Below are 18,383 nucleotides of genomic sequence, written 5' to 3' on the forward strand. Positions count from 1 at the left end.
CGCAGGAACCCGGACCCCTTCGATAGGACACCAGAAAGGAGAAGGGGTTTGGAAGACCGGTTTACACAATCCCGCCCTGGATAGAGATCGTGATATCTTTCACCGGCACCTTCTTCCCCGCCATCTCCATGGCCTGATCGAGGACGTATTTCACCCCGCTGCAGCAGGGGACCTCCATGTGAACGACCGTGATCGAGTTGATCGTGTGCAGGGACAGGATCTCGGCCAGTTTGGAGACATACCCCTCAATGTCGGTATCCAGCTTCGGGCAGAAGATGATCACGATCCTGTCACGCAGAAAGTCCTGGTGAAAGTCGGCATAGGCAAAGGGAACACAATCAGCAGCGAGCAGCAGATCGGCGTTGTCAAAATACGGGGCTGCCGGGTTCAGTAACTTCAACTGTAACGGCCACTGGCGCAGTTCAGATTCAGAGCGTTTGGACCGATTCTCTCCGGCACCGTGCTCCTCCCGTGTAATACTGCGGGCTACAGCCCCCGGGCAACCTGCAAACGGACTGGGGTGCTGGGTTGCAGACGACGACCGGCGCTCAGCGACCTGATGGTCAGGAATCGGAATAAAATGTTCGATCAGGTACTCGATCGCCTCATTATACAGGGCGGTCTGTCCATGACCACTGAGGTGCTCGAGATGTGCCTTGATGACAGCCGCTCCCTGCCGTGCGATCGTCTCCATCACGGCCGACTCGTCGTATGCACCCGCCTCACGTTCAATAACGCTGATCGCCCCCTCAGGGCAGGTGCCGATGCAGGCGCCGAGTCCGTCACAGAAGAGATCGCTCACCAGCCGTGCCTTCCCTTCGATGATCTGAAGCGCTCCTTCCGGACAATCCGGTATGCAGAGCCCGCAGCCCGTGCATTTCTCCTCGTCGATCGAGATTATTTTTCTCTTCATCATTGCTCTCCCGATGACAGCATCTCCATTCTCAGATTGCCGGCCCATGCCAGCACCGACCAGGACAGGATCCAGAGGATCAAAACCACGCATTCCAGCAGGATACCGGATCCCCCGGATCAGGAGAAGTCAGTCAGAGATGCATCCCATCTCCTGGATTATAAGGTTGTTGTATCGCCCTGTCCAGAGAGGTGCTCAAGTGCCTGGAGAAGGGGCGATCCCGATCCCAGCGATAGGTCTGGTCTCCTCCTCGCTGGGGTGACAGGCCGGCTGATGGAGATGCCCGTCGCTCTTCATCGTCCGGAAACATCCCGGGTTTTCGGCATTGTTCTGCGAAGGGCAGGACCGTTCTGGGTTCACCACTGATCTGACCGGCCCGGGATCCAATCCCACGCGAGATCGCTATGAAGTCTGTGCAGCATGAACGCCGGCGATCAGTTCCTCGATCCTCTTCCCCTCCTTGATATCCTTCGTCGTGAAGACAAACTCGTCGGCGACCTCAACACCCTTCGCGGCAAGTGCTTTTCTGAGGGTCGGCAGTGTATCTCGTGCAGATGCCCCGCAGGTCGCAAAGAGGACCGCCCGCTTTCCCTCACAGCCAGAAAGTGCAGCGATCGCTGCATTGACCGGCGGAGTCGCTTTCCAGGCCCAGACCGGCGTCCCGATCACCAGCAGGTCGTAGGCTGAGACATCGATGACCTCCGGATCGATCGGTTCTCCTTCCTCCCTCAACGCACGGAAGCAACCGAGCGAATAGGCACTCAGCGACGAATATTTCTCTTTTGGTTTGACCTCGATGAGATCGCCCCCACAGGCGGCCTTCACCTTATCAGCAACACCGCGGGTGACACCTGAGTAGGAATGGAAGATGGTTATCGGCTTCATTGTTCTCCTATTCACAGAGGTCATCACATCTCAAAAGGATTTCTCTGGTCATCCTTCCTGATCGGGAGATCGTTCGCTCTGTCGGGAAGAGGATGACAGAACAGAGGTGGTAGCGCTGAAGAGCTTACACGCTTCATCCGTACTGTCCGGATGCTCAGGGATCGAAATCACCAACTCACCTCTTCGATGATTAATCGATCGGTGAGATGAAGCCCTTACAAAGACACTACCAGATACCCCATATAGCCACAATACTATAAATAATTTTTCCATAAAATTGCAGAAAATTCCCGGAGATTCAACCACTCACCACCCAACCGGAGTCAGATCCCCAGGGGAAGGGAGACCTCAATAATGATCAGATGCAACCATATGTGAAGATGAACGCTGAAGACGATCCAGCTCGCAGGGAACCGGATGTCGAGACATTTCGTCAACGCATCGCCAGGGCATCAGAGAAACGTTCATCAGAGTCATTTCAGAGTATCGCCGATGCCCTCATCGAGGAGAACCGCAGAAAACCTGCAGGCGAAGTGATAGAGTTCAGTGAAGAGGAGATCCGGGAAATCGGAAAGGTACTGAAGATCCCGGTCGACAGGGCGCGTGACCTCTGCACCTAGAGCAATGGGGGAAAGGTGAGCAGATGCTACTCACCAGAGAATGGGAGATAATCGGGGGGTTTCGCCGATTTAAAGCAGGAACCGTCTTCCCTGATGACATACTTTTTTACCGGCAGCGAAACGATCAGTACCTTGATGGAAGCACTACTGGAAGCCCGGAACCTCTCAAAGACCTATGGGAGTACGACCGCAGTGGACGGCGTCTCTCTTTCAGTTCAGAAAGGCGCACTCTTTGGTCTCCTGGGCCCGAACGGCTCGGGAAAGACGACGATGATCAAGATGCTGACCGGACAGGTCCGCCCGACCGGCGGGTCGGCCACCGTCCTCGGGCTGGATGTGGAAAAGGATCCCATCACCGTCAGAGAACGGATCGGGATCATTCCTGAACAGGAGACCCCCCCCAGTTTCCTCTCGGCCGAGGAGTACTTCCACTTCGTCGGGGCAGTCAGAGGGATCCCTGATGTCGACGAGAAAGCGGACTGGTGGTTCGACTTCCTGGAGTTCGGGGATAAGCGGGACGTTCTCTGCAAGGATCTCTCCCGGGGGACCCGGCAGAAACTGATGTTTTCCCAGGCCTTCATTCACCGGCCGGTGCTGGCCCTGATCGATGAACCCCTGATCAACTTCGACCCGATCATGCAGATGAAGGTGAAGGACTTCCTGCAGACCTACGTGAAGGAAGGCGGCACGGTCTTCATCAGCACTCATATCCTCGAGATCGCCGAGGAGATCTGTTCCGACTTTGCGATCCTGCATAAGGGGCACCTGCTTCACACTGGGGCCATCAGCGATATCGGCGACGAACACCTCCCCGAGTTCTTCCTCGCAAAAGTCAGGCAGGATTCTCATGTTTGAACTCTTCACGAGCATGATGAAAGAGGAGTGGCGCATCCACTCGACTATCTTCGGATCCCTCAGTTTCGCCCTCTTTCCGGTGATGATCGCCGGGATCGCATTCATGAGCACCTTTCTGCTCCCGCTCTTTGGGACCGTGATCCCGATCCAGCAGTTGGTCCTGATCACCCACGCCCTCTTTCTGCTCCTCGGGGTGATGGTCGGCGGGTTCGGGCTGCTCGGCAACGAGGTGATGAACAGGCGATTCGGGCAGGCAAGCCTGCTGGCGTACTCGGCACGGACCCTGCCGCTCTCTGAACGGTTCATCTTTCTGAACTTTGTGATCAAGGATACGGTCTACTACTTCATCCTCTGGGTCTTCCCGTTCGTCGCAGGGTTCGGCATCGCAGCCCCGATCCTCGGGATATCGATGGGGTACCCCCTAATGCTGCTGCTGACATTGACCCTGACCTTCCTGACCGGTCTCGCCTGGGTCTTCCTCCTCTCGACGATCTATGCCCGTTCAAAGCTGGTGCTGGCCCTGGCCGGCGTGCTCCTGGTCCTAGTCGCTGGAGCGTCCACCCTCTTCTTCGGGGTCGACCTGATCGGAACATTTCCACCACTCGCCCTGTTCGGTGCCTTCTCGCCCGCGGTGCTGCTTGAGGCGCTGCTGCTGATCATCGTCCCTTTCATCATCGCCGTCCAGGCCTTCACCACAGAACTGGCGGACGCGACGAAACGCTATCCAAACAGGTTCACTCCATTGATGAAGCGCCTCTCGTTCTTCCCGTACCCCTACCTCGCAGCCAAGGACCTGCTCGACCTTCTCCGGACCGGCGCTGCCGTGGGACAGACGATCTTCTCGTTTCTCCTCCCGCTCGGCCTCATATGGCTCTTCCTCTCGTTGATCGGCTCGTTCTTACCGCACTCGGCGCTGCTTCTTCTCTTTGCGATCCTGACCGGGGTGCTCGCCTCGACGATGTACACCTGGCTCACCGCATTCGACACGGTCGGTTCGTACGGATGTCTCCCGATCGCGGTCAGGACGATCATCTTCAGCAAGATCTGCGCCTTTTCGCTGCTGCAGGCGATCCCGGCAGTCTTCCTTGCGATCATCACCATCACCACAGGGGCCGGCCAGTACCTTCCATCGGTGCTGGTGCTCGCCCTTGCCATCTCGTTCTTCGGTCTCGCGGTCACGATCTATCTGACCGGCCTCTCGCCGAATGTGCTGGTCTATGATGCGAAGGTGCTCGTCACCTACCTGGTCAGCATGGCGATCGTGATCGTCCCGCTGATCGTCCTCTCCTTCATGAACCCGTTCTACCCGCTCGCAGCGGCGCTCCTCCTCTTCCCGACAGCGTACCTCATCAGGCGCAGTTATCCCCGGTGGGAACGTGCCGATATCGAAGGGTTCTGAGTAGAATCCTCCCCAATCCCATTTTTTCCAAGCATCCACACCTATCCCACCGTCAGGAGCGTATCAGTCGGCATCCAGATCGATTCCGCAACATTCATGTTATGCTATAGCATGACATACTATAGCAAAACCGGATGGTCGATTGTATTGGATCTGATAATCTCCTTTCTACTGGCAGTCCTCCCTATCCTCGTGATCTTCATCGGGCTCGTCTTTCTCAATCAGTCGGGAACGCGGATGGGGATCATAGGCTGGGTACTCACGGTCGTACTGGCCGTGCTCTTCTTTGGGACATCGCCACAAATCGCTCTCTATGCTTCCGAATCAGGGGTACTCTCCTCGTTCGGCATCTCCCTGATGGTGCTCTTCACGATCCTCCAGGTCACGATGATGGACCTGACCGGGGCGATCACCAGCATCACCGCCTACGTCAAGGTGATCGCGGCCGAACGGTACGAACAGATCATGATCCTGAACGTGGGTTTTGGATCATTTCTGGTCTCGATCGGCGCGACCCCGGTGACGATGCTGCCGCCGATCATGCTGGCCCTCGGGTTCTCCCCGCTCGCAGCCGTGGCGCTCCCCTGCCTCGGATATGACCCGCTCACCTCCTTCTCACTGCTGGCGGTCCCGATCACCCTGCCGGCCTCGGTCTTCAACATCGACGTCAGCCTGCTCGGGGGAACGATCGCACTCTTCCTGCCGGTGATCTCCACAGGGTTCGCTCTCGGGATGCTCTGGATTGCAGACGGTATGGCCGGCGTCAAAAAGGGGCTGATCCCCGGGATCATCGCAGGGGTCACCCTCGGGATCTCCTGCAACATCTTTGTGCGGGTGCTGCCGGCATCAGCCGTCGGGCTGGTCGGGGTCTTCTCCGGGCTGGTCACGATCGCAGTCCTCTTCCTCTTTCGGTACCTCAAGGGCAAACCGATCATTGCAAAGAACGAGGATCTGCAGAGGATGAGCACGGCGGACGGAACACCGATCATGCCGCTCTGGAAGGCTTCTTTCCCCTGGCTGCTCCTTGTGATCTTCTGTATCGTAATAAGCATCCCGGTCATCCAGACCGGCCTCTATGCCATGCTCGGGGATGTCCAGAAGATCCATGTGGTCGCCAACAAGGTCGTGGACCTGAAACTGCTGAACCAGGCCTACTTCTGGGTGCTGATCAGTACCCTGCTCGCAGCCCCGGTGCTGGTGAAGAGCAGAGAACAGGCCGAGGAGATCTTCAGGGTCTGGGCCAGACGGGCATGGGCGCCCACCCTCGCCGCAGCCGTCTTCTTTGCGATCGCCTACGTGATGGACTGGTCCGGGCAGAGCGTCATCAACAACACGCTGACCTTCGCCCCCGGCGCTGCTGACCTGAACATGAACGCCGTCATCGGCCTGACCCTGGCGATGACGTTCGGGATCGCGTTCCCTGCAATCAGCCCACTCCTCGGCCTGCTGGGAACCTTCGTCTCAGGGAGCGAGACTTCCTCGAACGTGATGTTCCACGGGATCCTGAAGAAGTCGACCGATGTCCTGAACCTGGACTTCATCAAGGTCTATGCGGCTCACTGCGTCTCAGGCGGGATCGCGTCTGCCATCGCCCCGGCAAAGATCGTCAATGCAGCAGCCGTGATCGACCAGATCGGGATCGAGGGCGAGGTGATCAGAAAGTCTGCGGTGATCGCCATCCTGCTGACGCTCGTCACCGGTGCGATGCTGATCGTGCTGCTGGCACTCTGATCCCCTCTTTTTCAAGACCCCTGCGCCGGGCAGCAGAGAATAGGTTTTTTCCCCCTATCGCCAAGAATGGTACACTATGAAAGAGGATACCCGGTGGAAGATCACCGCAGGGGCTGGGCTCATCCTGCTCTCCCTCGCGATCTATGCCGCCCACTATCTGATCTTCCAGGACGCACATCACCTGCTCATCTACTTCATCGGAGAACTGGCATTCGTTCCGATCGAAGTGCTGATCGTCACCCTGATCATCGACCAGATGCTCGAATCCCGTGAGAAACAGCATCGCATGGAGAAGATGAAGATGGTCATCGGCACCTTCTTTTCAACAGTCGGAACGCCCCTCCTCAGAGTGCTGGCCGGCGCCGACCCCACCATCGATCAGATAAAAGACCGGCTTGTTGTCGGCGCCGACTGGGAGAACAAGAGGTTTCTGGAGGTGCGGGCCTGCCTGAACACCTACACCTGCGGCATGGCCATCCATCAGGTCGACATGGATGGGCTCCGGACGTTCCTGGTGAACCAGGAGGATTTTCTGCTCAGGCTCGTCGAAAATCCGGTCATCCTCGAACATGAATCGTTCACCGACCTGATCCTCGCCATCAACCACCTGACCGAAGAGATGAAGGCCCGGGACGACCTGGCCGCGCTGCCATCTGCAGATCTGGCCCATCTCACCAACGACATCCTCCGAGTCTACTCGAAGGTGATCCCCGAATGGGTCACGCACATGGAATACCTCAAGGAGCATTACCCGTACCTCTTCAGCCTTGAGATGCGGAGAAATCCCTTCGACGCATCGGCCTCGGTCATCATCCGGCAGAACCAGTAAACCCATTTTTTAGAAAGTTCCAGTCGAAGAATCAAAAGGGATATGTACTCGAGTCTCCCAGTTGTTTTCGATGGAAGACCTCTTTATTTCCCCGGAATTCCAGATGAGCCTCCTCCTATTTGTGGCCCTCGGTGGATACCTGATCGCGTCACGCATCAACCAGTCCGCGGTGATAGGGTTGATCCTCGTCGGGATCCTGGTGGGCCCCAGCGTACTGGGCTGGATCACCTACACTGACTTTATCCAGAGCCTCGCCCACCTTGGAGCGGTCATACTCCTCTTTGTCATAGGGTTTGAATTCAGCCTCCGTGAGATCGTGCACCCGAGAAATTTTGCCATCGCCCTGGTGGGGGTGATTCTGCCGTGGATCGGCGGCTGGGGACTGGCCCTCCTCTTCGGCTATGACTCGGCCAGTGCGATCTTCATCGGCACCGCACTGACGGCCACCAGCATCGCCATCACGGCGAACGTACTCAGGGAGTTGAATAAACTTCAGACCGAGGCGGCCAAGGCGATCATCGGGGCTGCAGTCATCGACGATGTCCTGGCATTGATCGTCCTCGCCATCAGTACTTCTGTCGTCGAGGGCTCGTTCTCGTACTGGGGGATCGCCCTGATCACGATAAAAGCGCTTCTGTTCATCATCATCGGGGCCGCGTTCGGAACCCTGGTGATCGGCAGGTATCTCGTCCGCCTTGATAGGACCGATTTCGTGAAGAGGTACCCAGAGTTCATCTTCATCTTCGCCATGATGTTTGCATTTTTCTATGCGATCTGTGCCGAGATGGTCGGGCTCTCAGCGATCGTTGGTGCATTCATCGCCGGCGTCTCGTTCAAGGATGTGGAACTGAACCAGAGCAAAAGTCTGAAGGAGGGAGCCGAGTATCTCCAGATCGTCTTTGCATCGATCTTCTTTGTATCCCTGGGGATCCTGGTGGACCTCCGGGCGGTCACCCCTGAGATCCTGGTCTTCCTTGTCGCATTGACGGTGGTGGCGATCGTCAGCAAGGTGATCGGATGCGCACTTCCCGCACGGCTCGGAGGGATGTGCAGAAAGGACTCCCTGATCGTCGGTTTCGGGATGGCGCCCCGGGGGGAGGTGGCGATGATCGTCGCCCTGATCGGGCTGAACGCCGGCATCATCGATCAGGGCGTCTATGTTGTCCTCGTGATCATGAGTCTGCTGACGACGGTGATCACGCCCATCATCTATCGGAACTGGTTCTACCGGGGGGAATACGGCACCTACGATGCCGATGGGACCTGCATCAATTCAGGAGAGTGAAAGGGAGAGGTTCCGGATCATCTCTCCTGGTCGACCTCACCCTGGACCCGGCACTGGGTGCACCAGATGAAACCTTTTTTAACCAGAGCAGCCCCTGTTCCAATCATGCCGACAGTCAGGATCATCAGAGATGAGTGCACCAGTTGCACAAGCTGCTGGGAGACCTGCCCGGAGGTCTTTGAAGAGGATCCGGGAGATGGAAAGAGTAGAATAACAGAAGCCTTCAGCACCAGCGGGAACCCGGGAGAAGGGAAGGTATCCGCAGAACTTCTGGCCTGTGCGCAGGACGCGGCCGACTCCTGCCCGGTTGAGATCATCACGGTAGAAGAGTGAAGGGAAAGAGCCCCTTTTTTAAAGAAAGGCCCGTCACCGTCGGGATCAGAATCCCTGTTCAGCCACATCGATGGCGGCTTCGATCTGCTGTTGCAGGGCATCTGGAAGCCCCTGGATCTTCACATCCAGGAATCCCCGTATGATCGTCGCTGTCGCGACCTCTTCATCAAGTCCACGGGAGACCAGGTAGTCGATCTCGTCCCTGGCGATCCTGCCCACCGCTGCTTCATGGGAGAGTTCAGTACCCACGACCCGCCCCTCGATCTCCGGAATGGCGTGGATCAGACCGTCCTTGAGGATCAGCCCCCTGCACTCGATATGTCCCTTCGTCCCTTCGGCCTCGCCGACGATATGCCCGCGGGAGATCACCGTTCCGCCCCGGGTGATGGCCCGGGTGATCAGCTCCGCGCTCGCCCCCTCGCCCGAGAGGATCGCCCGGGAGCCGATATCGAGTTCTGATCCCGGATGAGCCATCACAACGCTGCTGAACCGGGCCACCGCATGGTTCCCGCGAAGTATCGCCGTGGGGTACATCTCCACCCTCTTCACCGGCTGCATGCAGACATAATTGGAGATGAAGAGCCCGTTCTCCTCGACGATCGATGCACTCCGGGGAAAGACGCTGATCTTCTCCCCCCAGTTATGGATCATCGTCGAGGTGATCCGGGCATCCTTCTTGATATAGAACTCGCTCACCCCGAGGTGAGACCCGGTCAGGTGGGAACTGGCACTCGCACATCCGGATATCAGGTGCATCTCCGCCCCCTCCTCGGCGATGAAGATGTTGTGGACATGCTGGACCTTCTCATCAGAGAGGAAGAGACAGGCCTGAAGGGGGAGCGTGATCTGTACACCCTTACGGGCGATGACCACGACCCCTCTCGGCTCCTTCTGTTTCGCAACATACCGGGTGATCCGATCCTTATCACGCGGAACAGCATTCCAGTAGTAATCCTTCATCCATTCATATTTTTCAAGGGCTGCAGCGATCCCAAGAATCTCCACGCCTTCAGTACTTGACAGGGCATGGACGATCTCCTGGTCCTTCTGGAAATAACTGCCGGCCCGCCGTGAGATATCCGTCTCCAGCCCGGTCTGGCTGAGGCGGGTTCGCTCCTCCTCGGGCAGTTTCTCGAGGTCGGTCAGATCTGTTCGCATTCGATACACTCCCGATACCCTGACTTCTTCACCACTTTCAGAATTTCCCGGGGATTCCCATGACACCGGATCATTCCGTCGATCAGCACATGCCCGGCGTCGACGTCGAGGTAGTCGAGGATATACCCGGTGTGGGTGATGATCAGCCCGCTCTTCTTCCGCCGGGGGATATGAGAGTCCTTCTCCAGCAGGTGTGACAGGGCGTTTCCCATCACGGCCATGTTTTCGATGTCCACACCGCTCTCCGGTTCGTCGAGGAGGAGAAGGTCGGGCTGCTGGACCATCAACTGCAGGACCTCGCTCCTCTTGATCTCGCCCCCAGAGAAGCCCTTATTGATATCCCGATCGAGCAGAGGCTCCATATTCAATTTCTGTGCGTACTCATGGACCTGGTCCATCCGGTGATTGGAGGTCACGTCCAGAAGTTTTCCGAGTTTCAGCCCGGCGATGGTGGGCGGGCGCTGAAACATCATCCCGATCCCCATCTGGGCCCGATCTCTGAGGGGGCGGGAGGTGATATCCTCTCCATTATAGATGATGCTGCCCCCGGTCACCTCTACGTTCCCGAAGCCCATGATCGCCATCAGGAGCGTCGTCTTCCCCGAGCCGTTCGGACCGAGAAGGGCATGGGTCTCCCCTGTCCCGATCGTGAAGGTGACATCATGAAGGATCTCCCGGTCCCCCACGCGTGCATGGAGATGATGTATCTCAAGCATTACGTATCACAGGCACCCCGTTGTCCCTGAAAGGTAATGATTGAATCGGTGGAGAGACAGGAGTCCTTGCTATAAAGAAAAAGTTTGGACCAGATGGCTGGTCATTCAACAGAAGGATAGTTGGTGATGACCAGTTCAGATATAGCACCGCGTCGCCCTGCATTGCTGTTGATAGTCCGCTTTGCTGCGACCCGGTCGATCGTGTACCCGGCGTAGAGGGAATCGAAGAAGGTGTCATCAGGGTCCTCGTTGCAGGGGTCCGAGTTGGAGAGCATAATCTTTGCCCCCCGCTGGTTCAGGGTTCCGATGAACTCGGCCAGCCTGACCTGGTCCCCCTCTCCAAAGCCGGCCCGGTAATAGCCGGTGAACTGGGCTGTGCTGCTGAGGGGACGGTACGGCGGGTCGAGGTAGACAAAGGTCCGTTCATCCACCATCTGCTCACACCCGGTGAAGTCACCATGATGGATCGCGGTCCTCTCAAGCACCGCCGAGGCCAGCCTGAGGTTCTCTGCATCCAGAATGCGGGGAGACCGGTACCTGCCGAACGGGACATTGAAGTGGCCCCTCGCATTGACCCGGAACAGTCCGTTGAAGCAGGTATGGTTCAGGAAGATCAACCTGGCAGCCCGGTCGACCCATGACCGGGAATACCGATCAAAACGAATCCCCTCCTTATCTGCATTGAAGGTCTCCCTGACCTGGTAGAAATAGGCCGACCGGCCGGCCTCGTCCAGGGCGTAGTACTCCTTCTCCATCTCTCCGAGCCCCTCGATCAGGTTCTCGACATCGTGCTTGACCACCGAATAGGCGAGGACGAGCTCCTCGTTGATGTCGCAGATATCAGCGCGTTCGAAGGTATACCGCTGGTTGATCGCAAAGAAGACGGCACCTCCACCGACGAAGGGTTCGAGGTAATGGGTGATCCCGCCCTGCAGAACCTCCCCGGGCAGACGTCGCTGGAGTTGATCGAGGAGCTGGGTCTTCCCCCCTGCCCACTTTAAGAAAGGCCGTGCCGTGCACGCACCAGGTTTATTCAATCGCATAGGTTCCATCCAGAGAATCCGTATCAGAGATCAACCAAAAATTAAAGAGAGAAGGGATATACCGCTCCATTATCGATCGTCAGGAAGATCCCCGGGGGATCCCGGTTTCTCAGGCGCAGATGGAACGTCGTTGTCTCCGATAAGGTCTCCGATGTACATGATCCCGAGATCCGGTTCTCCCGGCACCGGGGTCTGTCGGAAGAGGAGCGCTTCATTCTGGAAATCTCTCGAGACGACCACGTACCCATGATCGGCACCCCACTGGGCGACCCGTTCCGGGATCGGCAGGGTCGAGATCCCCGAGAGGCGGATCAGGTCATCAAGCCGGATCGATGGATTGTGGAGGGAGTTCTGCGAATTCTGAACCAGCCGGTTCAGCATCTGCATCAGGTGCTCGATCTCGGAGGTCGCCGGGTCATAATCTGCGATCTGATCGAGAGTGGTATGCCCCTCTGCAGAGACCGACGCTGCAGTGGCCGCTCCTTCCCCGACCTCAGGGCTCGTCCCCGCATCAGGGAGTGCTGCACCGTCCTCTCCGGGTTCCTGCTGCCGGCCGCGATAGGACCTGCTCAGCAGGGCGATACCGCCCCCGCCTGCAATGGCGAGCACCGCCAGGAGTAGAATCCTGAGCAGGTCCGGTCCCTTGACCGGTGCCGGCGTTGGCGCCGGCGTATAGGTCTGGTAGGGGCTGGCGTTGGAGATGTTCTCAAGCCGTTCGACGGTCCGCACCGGAACCTCGACCGGGGTGTTCAAAGAGGCCACGATCACCGGCGTGCTGGAGTTCGTCGGCGTCACCGTCTGGATTATCGTGGTCGGTGTGGGGATCGGCCCATCATATGCCGGCATCCCTTCGTCGATATCGGGTGTTCGGGACGTCGAGACGTCGATCGGGTAGGTGGCCGGGGTGTAGTTCAGGTTCACCGTCTCAACGATCGAAACTGCCGGCGTCTGGCTCTGGTAGGTCACATTGGTGATGAACGGGGTCGGCAACGTCGTCGGAGTAACCACCGTGGCGAGTGTCGTCACGGTGGTGGTCGGGACCGTCGTCTGGGTCGTCGTGATGGTCGTCGGAACAGTCGTCTGGGTCGTCACGGTGGTGGTCGGAACAGTCGTCTGGGTCGTTGTGGTGGTTGGAATCGTCGTCGATGTCGTCACGGTCGTAGCCGGAACCGTCGGAACCGTGGTGGACAGCGTGGCTGTCGAAGCCAATGATGTTGCAGGCGTCGTCTGCACCGAGGTCTGGCTCTCTGCCTGCGCATACGGAGAGAGGGGAACTGCCGCTGAGACGGTAACCAGCAATGACCCCGATGCAACACTGATCAGGAGAAATGCCAGAATCGCCGTAATTGTCTGATACTTCATCATAGTCTCCATAAAATTCAGGTCAGGGATACCGGATTGAATACCACCCTGATGGACATATGCAAAATGCTCGTGTGATCGTGATCAGATCTGAACAGACATAATACTTGAATAGTATTCTATCATCCATCCAGATATAAATGCTCTCAGCGATCAGGGTGACAGAGAGCGGTGCCGGGCCATGCAGACAAAAAGAAGCGATCTGGTACGATAATTCTCACCCCAAACGCACAGTGATGAGCCAGATGGTTTCCTGCAGTATCGACGGTTTTTGCGCATTCGACAGCGTCCCAAAGATTCAGAAAATCAGCATCAGAGATCTGCCAGAATTTAAAAGAGGGGAGAAATATCGCCCCATTACCGATCGTTTGGAAGGTCCCGGGAGGGTCCCGGTTTCTCAGGCGCAGGTGGGACCTCGTTGTCTGCGATAAGGTCCCCGATATACATGATCCCGAGATCAGGTTCACCCGGCACCGGGGTCTGCCTGAAGAGGAGCGCTTCATTCTGGAAATCTCTCGAAACGACCACGTATCCATGATCGGCACCCCACTGGGCGACCTGTTCCGGGATCGGCAGGGTCGAGATCCCTGAAAGGCGAACCTGGCTATCAAGCCGGATCGATGGATTGTGGAGGGATTTCTTTGAGTTCAAAACCAGCCGGTTCAGCATCTGCATCAGGTGCTCGACCTCGGTGGTCGCCGGATCATATGCTGCGATCTGATCGAGGGTGGCACGCCCCTCTGCAGAGACAGCTCCTGCAGCGACCCCTTCAACCCCCGCATCAGGGAGTGCTGAACCGTCCTCTCCGGGTTCCTGCTGTTGGCCGCGATAGGACCTGCTCAGCAGGGCGATACCGCCCCCGCCTGCAATGGCGAGCACCGCCAGGAGCAGAATCCTGAGCAGGTCGGATCCCTGGGGCGCTGCCGGTGTTGGCGCCGGCGTATAGGTCTGGTAGGGGCTGGCGTTGGAGATGTTCTCAAGCCGTTCGACGGTCCGCACCGGAACCTCGACCGAGGTGTTCAGAGAGGCCACGATCACCGGCGTACTGGTGTTGATCGGCGTCACCGTCTGGACCTCCGTCGTCTGAGGTGGAACCGGCCCGTCATAAGGCTGCATCCCGGCATCGATATCGGGTGTCCGGGAGGTCCAGAGATCGATCGGATAGGTGGTCGGGGTGTAGTTCAGCGTCTGAATGATCGAAACTGTTGTCGTCTGGCTCTGGTAGGTCACATTCGTGACGGACTGGGTCGGCAGCGTCGTCGTGACCTGCACGGTGGTGGTCGGAACCGTCGTCTGGGTCGTAATGGTCGCGGTCGGAACCGTCGTCTGCGTCGTAACAGTAGTGGTCGGAGCCGTCGTCTGGGTCGTAATGGTCGTGGTCGGAACTGTTGTCTGAGTCGTAACGGTCGTGGTCGGAACCGTCGACACGGTGGTGGTCGCCTGTGTCGTTGGATCCGTTGTCGGTGTGGTCAGCGAGGCGGTCGCAGTCAGTGATGTTTCAGGCACAGTCTGCAACGTGGTCGGACCTTCAAAGGGTGTCGGAACTGTGGTTGAGTTCTCTGCCTGCGCATCCAAAGAGAGGGGAACTGCCGCGGATACGATCCCAGACAGTGATCCTGATGCGACACAGATCAGGAGAAATACCAGAATCACAGTTATTCTCTGAAACTTCATCATAGTCTCCATAATGTTCGGATCAGGAATACCGGGCAGAATGCCTTCCTGATTTATATTCGCAGATTGCTCTCGTGATCTGTATCAACTCTGAACGGATCTGATACCTAAAAAGTATTCTATCATCCGACCTGATATAAATACTCCCAGCAATCCGGGGAGCAGGGAACAGTGCCGGGCCATGTAGATAAAAGAAGAGATCTGAAGATTAATTGGCCAATATAGAGCGCGGATCCGGACCGGGGCGAATCTCCTAACCATGCACGGGAACGGTGAAACCGGCAACCCCAATTAAGGGCAGAAAATTAAGGGATCGGGGGCAGAAATGCCGTTTTTCAGTTAGGCGTAAATTACCTGCAGATTCGCATGGATCAGCAATTTCCCAGCACGGGTGTCTCCTTTAAGTAATGTCACATTATAAATATTATTGTACCTATGATCAAGCGATTATTCAAAAGCAAGATGCATGGGGGTGTTATGCCTTGTATTCACCAGATACTACCAAGTACCTTATTCACCTTAATCTTCAGGCAGAGGGGGTGGTCGAGAAACCCGATGTAGTTGGGGCCATATTTGGCCAGACTGAAGGGTTGCTCGGCGAAGACCTCGATCTGCGTGATCTTCAGAGGACAGGACGCGTCGGAAGGATTGACGTCCAGATCAGCAGCAAACGGGGTGAGACAAAAGGGGATATCCTGATCTCCTCCTCGCTTGACCGGGCTGAAACTGCGATCCTGGCTGCATCACTCGAGACGATCGACAGGGTCGGTCCCTGCGTCGCCCATGTGACGGTCGAGGGGATCGAAGACATCCGGGTCACCAAGCGAAGAAAGATCGTTGACCGCGCAAAAGAACTGCTGCTCGATCACTTCGAGGACGGAAACATCGACAGTTATGAACTGCTCGACGAGGTACGGGAGGCGATCAGGGTCGAGAAGATCGGTTCACTTGGGGAGGACAAGATCCCTGCTGGGCCGAACGTGATGGACTCTGACGCTATCATCATCGTCGAAGGCAGGGCTGATGTGATCAACCTGCTTAAGTACGGGATCAAGAATGCGGTGGCTGTGGAAGGGACCAATGTCCCAACCCAGATCGTCGACCTCGCCGACAAGAAGACCGCGACGGCCTTCCTCGACGGGGACCGGGGCGGAGAACTGATCCTGCGGGAACTCCTCCAGGTCGCAGACATCGACTACGTGGCCTTCTCCCCACGGGGAAAGAGCGTCGAGGACATGACGCGAAAAGAGATCATCAAGGCCCTTCGGAACAAGGTCCCTGTGGAGTATGTCAGGGACCAGTTCTACGGGGATGTTCCCGGGGAGAAGCGGGCGCCGGATCAACGGCTCCCAAGACCCGGAGCCGGCGAGCAGAATCCGGAAAAGAAGGACAATGTGGAGAGCGGAAACGAATCCACACCATCCTCTTCTGATACAAGTTCCGAATTATCCTCTCCTGACGTCATCTCAAAGCCGGCCTCTCCGGTATCCCTGCGTGATCACATGGAGCGCGTGAGCGGGCATATGATTGCACGGTTCCTCTCCCCCGAGTTTGTGGTCCTGAACGAAACCGGGGTCGATGAGGTTGAAGCGGCGATCGATCAGATGACCGCTGATGTGACCGGCCTCGTGATCGATCGTGTGGTCGATCAGAAACTGCTCGACCGCCTGGTTGGGAAAGGACTGGAATTCGTTGCAGCACGCGATTTTAACGGAATCATCAAACGTCCGCTCTCTATTCGACTGATGAGAATCGTGCAGTGAACGGGCGGCACAGGTATATATAATAAAACTTACTATTTTGATCTGAAGAGGTGGGACTATTCACAAGGACGAATTGATCATGCTCCATCAGATGCTTTCTGATATCAAGAACTATTTTGAAGAGAATAGTCCTGAACTGATGTTCTCCCAGTATTACGCCCTGAAGATATCGCCGAAACAGATACAGAGGAGTAAACTGGAACATAAATACGCTATTTTTGTGCTCGGCTCCGAGCTGGCCAATGCGATGAAGTTCGTCGAGTTCTCTGCGTCAGGCAGGATCTCCGCACGGATGAAGGAACTGGCAGACCGGACCCTCAAAGAGATGGAATGTCAACATTAACCATAACGATCCCTTTTTCCTGATCACCTCCAGATCTGTAGTATGCATATGTACAGCAGATCACACAGTCCCGCCAGGAGCCGATGATGACCGGCCCTCAGAAGAGAGACGCCGATGAAGAGGAACAGGTACGGCTGGGTTATCTCGGGCTGGCCGGATCTCTGAGCGGAAGCCCTGACCCCCATATCAGGCAGTATGCGGCCTTCCTGCTCGGCGGGGCAGGGGAGGAGAGGGTAGTGCAGAACCTGATCGCGGCCCTGCACGACCCCGATAAGGGAGTCAGAACAATGGCCGTGCAGGCGCTCGTGGAGCTCGGCACCCCGGCAGTCGATCCGCTGCTGGGCCTCCTCGATGATCGGCACTGGGTGGTCCGGTACAGGGCAACAGAGGCGCTCGGGCTGATCGGGGACCGGCGGGCAGTAAAACCGCTGGTGGACAGGCTCGCTGATGAGAAGGACCATGTCCGGTACATGGCGGCAAAAGGGCTCGGCAGGATCGGAGGACCGGAGGAGGTTGATTCACTGATCAATGCTCTCTCCGACTGCAACGAGTTTGTCAGGCGTTCCGCTGCGACCGCACTCGGTGCAATCGGGGGTGAGCCGGCCAGAGCGGCGCTGCACCGGGCAGCAGAAAAGGAGACCGACCCGGCCGTGAAGACTGCGATCGCCGGGGCGATCAGGAAGACCGGGGATGGGCAGGGACCGTAGACTGCGCCACCTGTTCCTTCCAGTAGTCCCCGCAGTCTCCGTTACTGCAGTATCCGCCCGAGGCCAGATGGTCGGCGTCCATCTGACCAAGGGCACGGGTCAGGTCGGCAGGTGACGGGTCCATCAGGATCACCTGCCGTACCGGGTAATCATCCATCATATCGACCAGGGCCGGCAGGTCGGCAGGTCTGATGGCGATCACGGACTGGTGCTCGAGAAGCAGGCGGAGAACTGCAGGGTCCGGACGCTCGAAGTACAGGAGGGTCTTCACCCCGGCCAGGCCGTCAGCCTCTGCTTCGGTCAGGTCCTGGCTGCAATGGATCACATGGCCGGCCACCCCGGAGTCCCTCATCGCCCGCATCAGATCCCGGTAGACCCCGGTCAGCGCAGCCACAAACTCATCCTCGTCCCGGTAGCAGTGATCGGGATCGGCCAGTCCCAGTTCGGAGAGGCCCGGCAGGGCGCACCAGCCGCCCCGGTACAACCCGGCGATGGTGACCGCGTCCATGCAGACCCCGGCAGAGTCTGCATACACCTCCTCCTGTACGACCCGGTCGACGACCCCTTTCAACGAGGGGAGGATCCGTTCCGCATAGAAACGACCCCCTGCAGACGGGCGATCGATCCCGGCCAGAATCTGCGGCCGCAGCGAGGACTCGAGTTTATACGTGATCAGATCAGCCTCCCGACCTGCCGGCCGCTCCGACACCCAGGCCGAGAGCGTGGCAAGGTCAGGAGTCTTCATTTCAGAACCCAGCGATCTCGTC

The 18,383-nt window shown here is 57.5% G+C and carries 19 protein-coding genes; 10 read left to right on the plus strand and 9 right to left on the minus strand.

Annotation, left to right across the window (positions count from 1 at the left end; all coding sequences use genetic code 11):
- Positions 1 to 61 precede the first annotated feature (61 nt).
- The 3 genes from ACFKSJ_RS05960 to ACFKSJ_RS05970 form a co-directional block, all read right to left on the minus strand.
- The gene (locus tag ACFKSJ_RS05960; RefSeq protein WP_440951336.1) at positions 62 to 913 is read right to left on the minus strand and encodes an ATP-binding protein; all 852 of its coding nucleotides are present in this window, start codon (positions 911 to 913) and stop codon (positions 62 to 64) included.
- Positions 914 to 1,108: 195 nt separating this feature from the next.
- The gene (locus ACFKSJ_RS05965; RefSeq protein ID WP_440951337.1) at positions 1,109 to 1,306 is read right to left on the minus strand and encodes a hypothetical protein; all 198 of its coding nucleotides are present in this window, start codon (positions 1,304 to 1,306) and stop codon (positions 1,109 to 1,111) included.
- A 9-nt stretch (positions 1,307 to 1,315) separates the two neighbouring features.
- Entirely contained in the window at positions 1,316 to 1,798 is a 483-nt protein-coding gene (locus tag ACFKSJ_RS05970; RefSeq protein ID WP_440951338.1) for a flavodoxin family protein, read from the minus strand.
- 362 nt (positions 1,799 to 2,160) lie between these two features.
- Between ACFKSJ_RS05970 and ACFKSJ_RS05975 the strand changes: the two genes are divergently transcribed.
- From ACFKSJ_RS05975 to ACFKSJ_RS06005, 7 genes are all read left to right on the plus strand, one after another.
- Complete coding sequence (locus ACFKSJ_RS05975; RefSeq protein WP_440951339.1) at positions 2,161 to 2,418, plus strand: hypothetical protein; 258 nt, start codon at positions 2,161 to 2,163, stop codon at positions 2,416 to 2,418.
- 135 nt (positions 2,419 to 2,553) lie between these two features.
- Positions 2,554 to 3,273, plus strand: coding sequence for an ABC transporter ATP-binding protein (locus tag ACFKSJ_RS05980; RefSeq protein ID WP_440951340.1), 720 nt, complete (start codon positions 2,554 to 2,556; stop codon positions 3,271 to 3,273).
- Complete coding sequence (locus ACFKSJ_RS05985) at positions 3,266 to 4,672, plus strand: hypothetical protein (RefSeq protein ID WP_440951341.1); 1,407 nt, start codon at positions 3,266 to 3,268, stop codon at positions 4,670 to 4,672. The genes ACFKSJ_RS05980 and ACFKSJ_RS05985 overlap by 8 nt, the downstream gene beginning before the upstream one ends.
- Before the next feature lie 147 nt (positions 4,673 to 4,819).
- Complete coding sequence (locus ACFKSJ_RS05990; RefSeq protein WP_440951342.1) at positions 4,820 to 6,403, plus strand: L-lactate permease; 1,584 nt, start codon at positions 4,820 to 4,822, stop codon at positions 6,401 to 6,403.
- Positions 6,404 to 6,479: 76 nt separating this feature from the next.
- Complete coding sequence (locus ACFKSJ_RS05995; protein WP_440951343.1) at positions 6,480 to 7,232, plus strand: hypothetical protein; 753 nt, start codon at positions 6,480 to 6,482, stop codon at positions 7,230 to 7,232.
- A gap of 70 nt (positions 7,233 to 7,302) precedes the next feature.
- On the plus strand, positions 7,303 to 8,517 hold the full coding sequence (locus ACFKSJ_RS06000) for a cation:proton antiporter (RefSeq protein WP_440951344.1): 1,215 nt from the start codon (positions 7,303 to 7,305) through the stop codon (positions 8,515 to 8,517).
- A gap of 105 nt (positions 8,518 to 8,622) precedes the next feature.
- Complete coding sequence (locus ACFKSJ_RS06005; RefSeq protein ID WP_440951345.1) at positions 8,623 to 8,850, plus strand: ferredoxin; 228 nt, start codon at positions 8,623 to 8,625, stop codon at positions 8,848 to 8,850.
- Between the two features lie 45 nt (positions 8,851 to 8,895).
- On the opposite strand, the gene ACFKSJ_RS06010 is transcribed toward ACFKSJ_RS06005, so the two are convergent.
- The 5 genes from ACFKSJ_RS06010 to ACFKSJ_RS06030 form a co-directional block, all read right to left on the minus strand.
- Positions 8,896 to 10,008 (minus strand): SufB/SufD family protein, encoded by a 1,113-nt coding sequence (locus ACFKSJ_RS06010; RefSeq protein ID WP_440951346.1) that lies wholly within the window; start codon positions 10,006 to 10,008, stop codon positions 8,896 to 8,898.
- A complete protein-coding gene (locus ACFKSJ_RS06015) occupies positions 9,993 to 10,724 on the minus strand; it encodes an ABC transporter ATP-binding protein (RefSeq protein WP_440951347.1) in 732 nt (243 codons plus the stop codon). Before ACFKSJ_RS06015 ends, ACFKSJ_RS06010 begins: the two co-directional genes overlap by 16 nt.
- Positions 10,725 to 10,825: 101 nt before the next feature.
- On the minus strand, positions 10,826 to 11,767 hold the full coding sequence (locus ACFKSJ_RS06020) for a DNA adenine methylase (RefSeq protein WP_440951348.1): 942 nt from the start codon (positions 11,765 to 11,767) through the stop codon (positions 10,826 to 10,828).
- Between the two features lie 69 nt (positions 11,768 to 11,836).
- Positions 11,837 to 13,129 (minus strand): hypothetical protein, encoded by a 1,293-nt coding sequence (locus ACFKSJ_RS06025; RefSeq protein ID WP_440951349.1) that lies wholly within the window; start codon positions 13,127 to 13,129, stop codon positions 11,837 to 11,839.
- 357 nt (positions 13,130 to 13,486) lie between these two features.
- The gene (locus ACFKSJ_RS06030; RefSeq protein ID WP_440951350.1) at positions 13,487 to 14,635 is read right to left on the minus strand and encodes a hypothetical protein; all 1,149 of its coding nucleotides are present in this window, start codon (positions 14,633 to 14,635) and stop codon (positions 13,487 to 13,489) included.
- Positions 14,636 to 15,285: 650 nt separating this feature from the next.
- Here ACFKSJ_RS06030 and dnaG point away from each other — a divergent pair.
- The 3 genes from dnaG (at position 15,286) to ACFKSJ_RS06045 (ending at position 17,616) form a co-directional block, all read left to right on the plus strand.
- Positions 15,286 to 16,566: a DNA primase DnaG gene (dnaG, locus tag ACFKSJ_RS06035; RefSeq protein WP_440951351.1), complete on the plus strand. Its 1,281-nt coding sequence runs from the start codon at positions 15,286 to 15,288 to the stop codon at positions 16,564 to 16,566.
- Positions 16,567 to 16,624: 58 nt separating this feature from the next.
- Positions 16,625 to 16,909, plus strand: a complete 285-nt coding sequence (locus ACFKSJ_RS06040) for a UPF0058 family protein (RefSeq protein WP_440951407.1) — start codon at positions 16,625 to 16,627, stop codon at positions 16,907 to 16,909.
- Positions 16,910 to 16,995: 86 nt separating this feature from the next.
- On the plus strand, positions 16,996 to 17,616 hold the full coding sequence (locus ACFKSJ_RS06045) for a HEAT repeat domain-containing protein (protein ID WP_440951352.1): 621 nt from the start codon (positions 16,996 to 16,998) through the stop codon (positions 17,614 to 17,616).
- Here ACFKSJ_RS06045 and ACFKSJ_RS06050 read toward each other — a convergent pair.
- A complete protein-coding gene (locus ACFKSJ_RS06050) occupies positions 17,585 to 18,361 on the minus strand; it encodes a hypothetical protein (RefSeq protein ID WP_440951353.1) in 777 nt (258 codons plus the stop codon). The genes ACFKSJ_RS06045 and ACFKSJ_RS06050 overlap by 32 nt on opposite strands.
- Between the last annotated feature and the right edge of the window lie 22 nt (positions 18,362 to 18,383).

It is taken from the genome of Methanosphaerula subterraneus, from assembly GCF_052055875.1.
Lineage (GTDB): Archaea > Halobacteriota > Methanomicrobia > Methanomicrobiales > Methanospirillaceae > Methanosphaerula > Methanosphaerula subterraneus.

Bases quoted from the DNA above. Each gene is read 5' to 3' on its own strand.
- ACFKSJ_RS05960 (WP_440951336.1), bottom strand. From the start codon at position 913: ATGAAGAGAAAAATAATCTCGATCGACGAGGAGAAATGCACGGGCTGC.
- ACFKSJ_RS05970 (WP_440951338.1), bottom strand. From the start codon at position 1,798: ATGAAGCCGATAACCATCTTCCATTCCTACTCAGGTGTCACCCGCGGT.
- ACFKSJ_RS05975 (WP_440951339.1), top strand. From the start codon at position 2,161: ATGCAACCATATGTGAAGATGAACGCTGAAGACGATCCAGCTCGCAGG.
- ACFKSJ_RS05980 (WP_440951340.1), top strand. From the start codon at position 2,554: ATGGAAGCACTACTGGAAGCCCGGAACCTCTCAAAGACCTATGGGAGT.
- ACFKSJ_RS05985 (WP_440951341.1), top strand. From the start codon at position 3,266: ATGTTTGAACTCTTCACGAGCATGATGAAAGAGGAGTGGCGCATCCAC.
- ACFKSJ_RS05995 (WP_440951343.1), top strand. From the start codon at position 6,480: ATGAAAGAGGATACCCGGTGGAAGATCACCGCAGGGGCTGGGCTCATC.
- ACFKSJ_RS06000 (WP_440951344.1), top strand. From the start codon at position 7,303: ATGGAAGACCTCTTTATTTCCCCGGAATTCCAGATGAGCCTCCTCCTA.
- ACFKSJ_RS06005 (WP_440951345.1), top strand. From the start codon at position 8,623: ATGCCGACAGTCAGGATCATCAGAGATGAGTGCACCAGTTGCACAAGC.
- ACFKSJ_RS06010 (WP_440951346.1), bottom strand. From the start codon at position 10,008: ATGCGAACAGATCTGACCGACCTCGAGAAACTGCCCGAGGAGGAGCGA.
- ACFKSJ_RS06015 (WP_440951347.1), bottom strand. From the start codon at position 10,724: ATGCTTGAGATACATCATCTCCATGCACGCGTGGGGGACCGGGAGATC.
- ACFKSJ_RS06020 (WP_440951348.1), bottom strand. From the start codon at position 11,767: ATGCGATTGAATAAACCTGGTGCGTGCACGGCACGGCCTTTCTTAAAG.
- ACFKSJ_RS06025 (WP_440951349.1), bottom strand. From the start codon at position 13,129: ATGAAGTATCAGACAATTACGGCGATTCTGGCATTTCTCCTGATCAGT.
- ACFKSJ_RS06045 (WP_440951352.1), top strand. From the start codon at position 16,996: ATGACCGGCCCTCAGAAGAGAGACGCCGATGAAGAGGAACAGGTACGG.
- ACFKSJ_RS06050 (WP_440951353.1), bottom strand. From the start codon at position 18,361: ATGAAGACTCCTGACCTTGCCACGCTCTCGGCCTGGGTGTCGGAGCGG.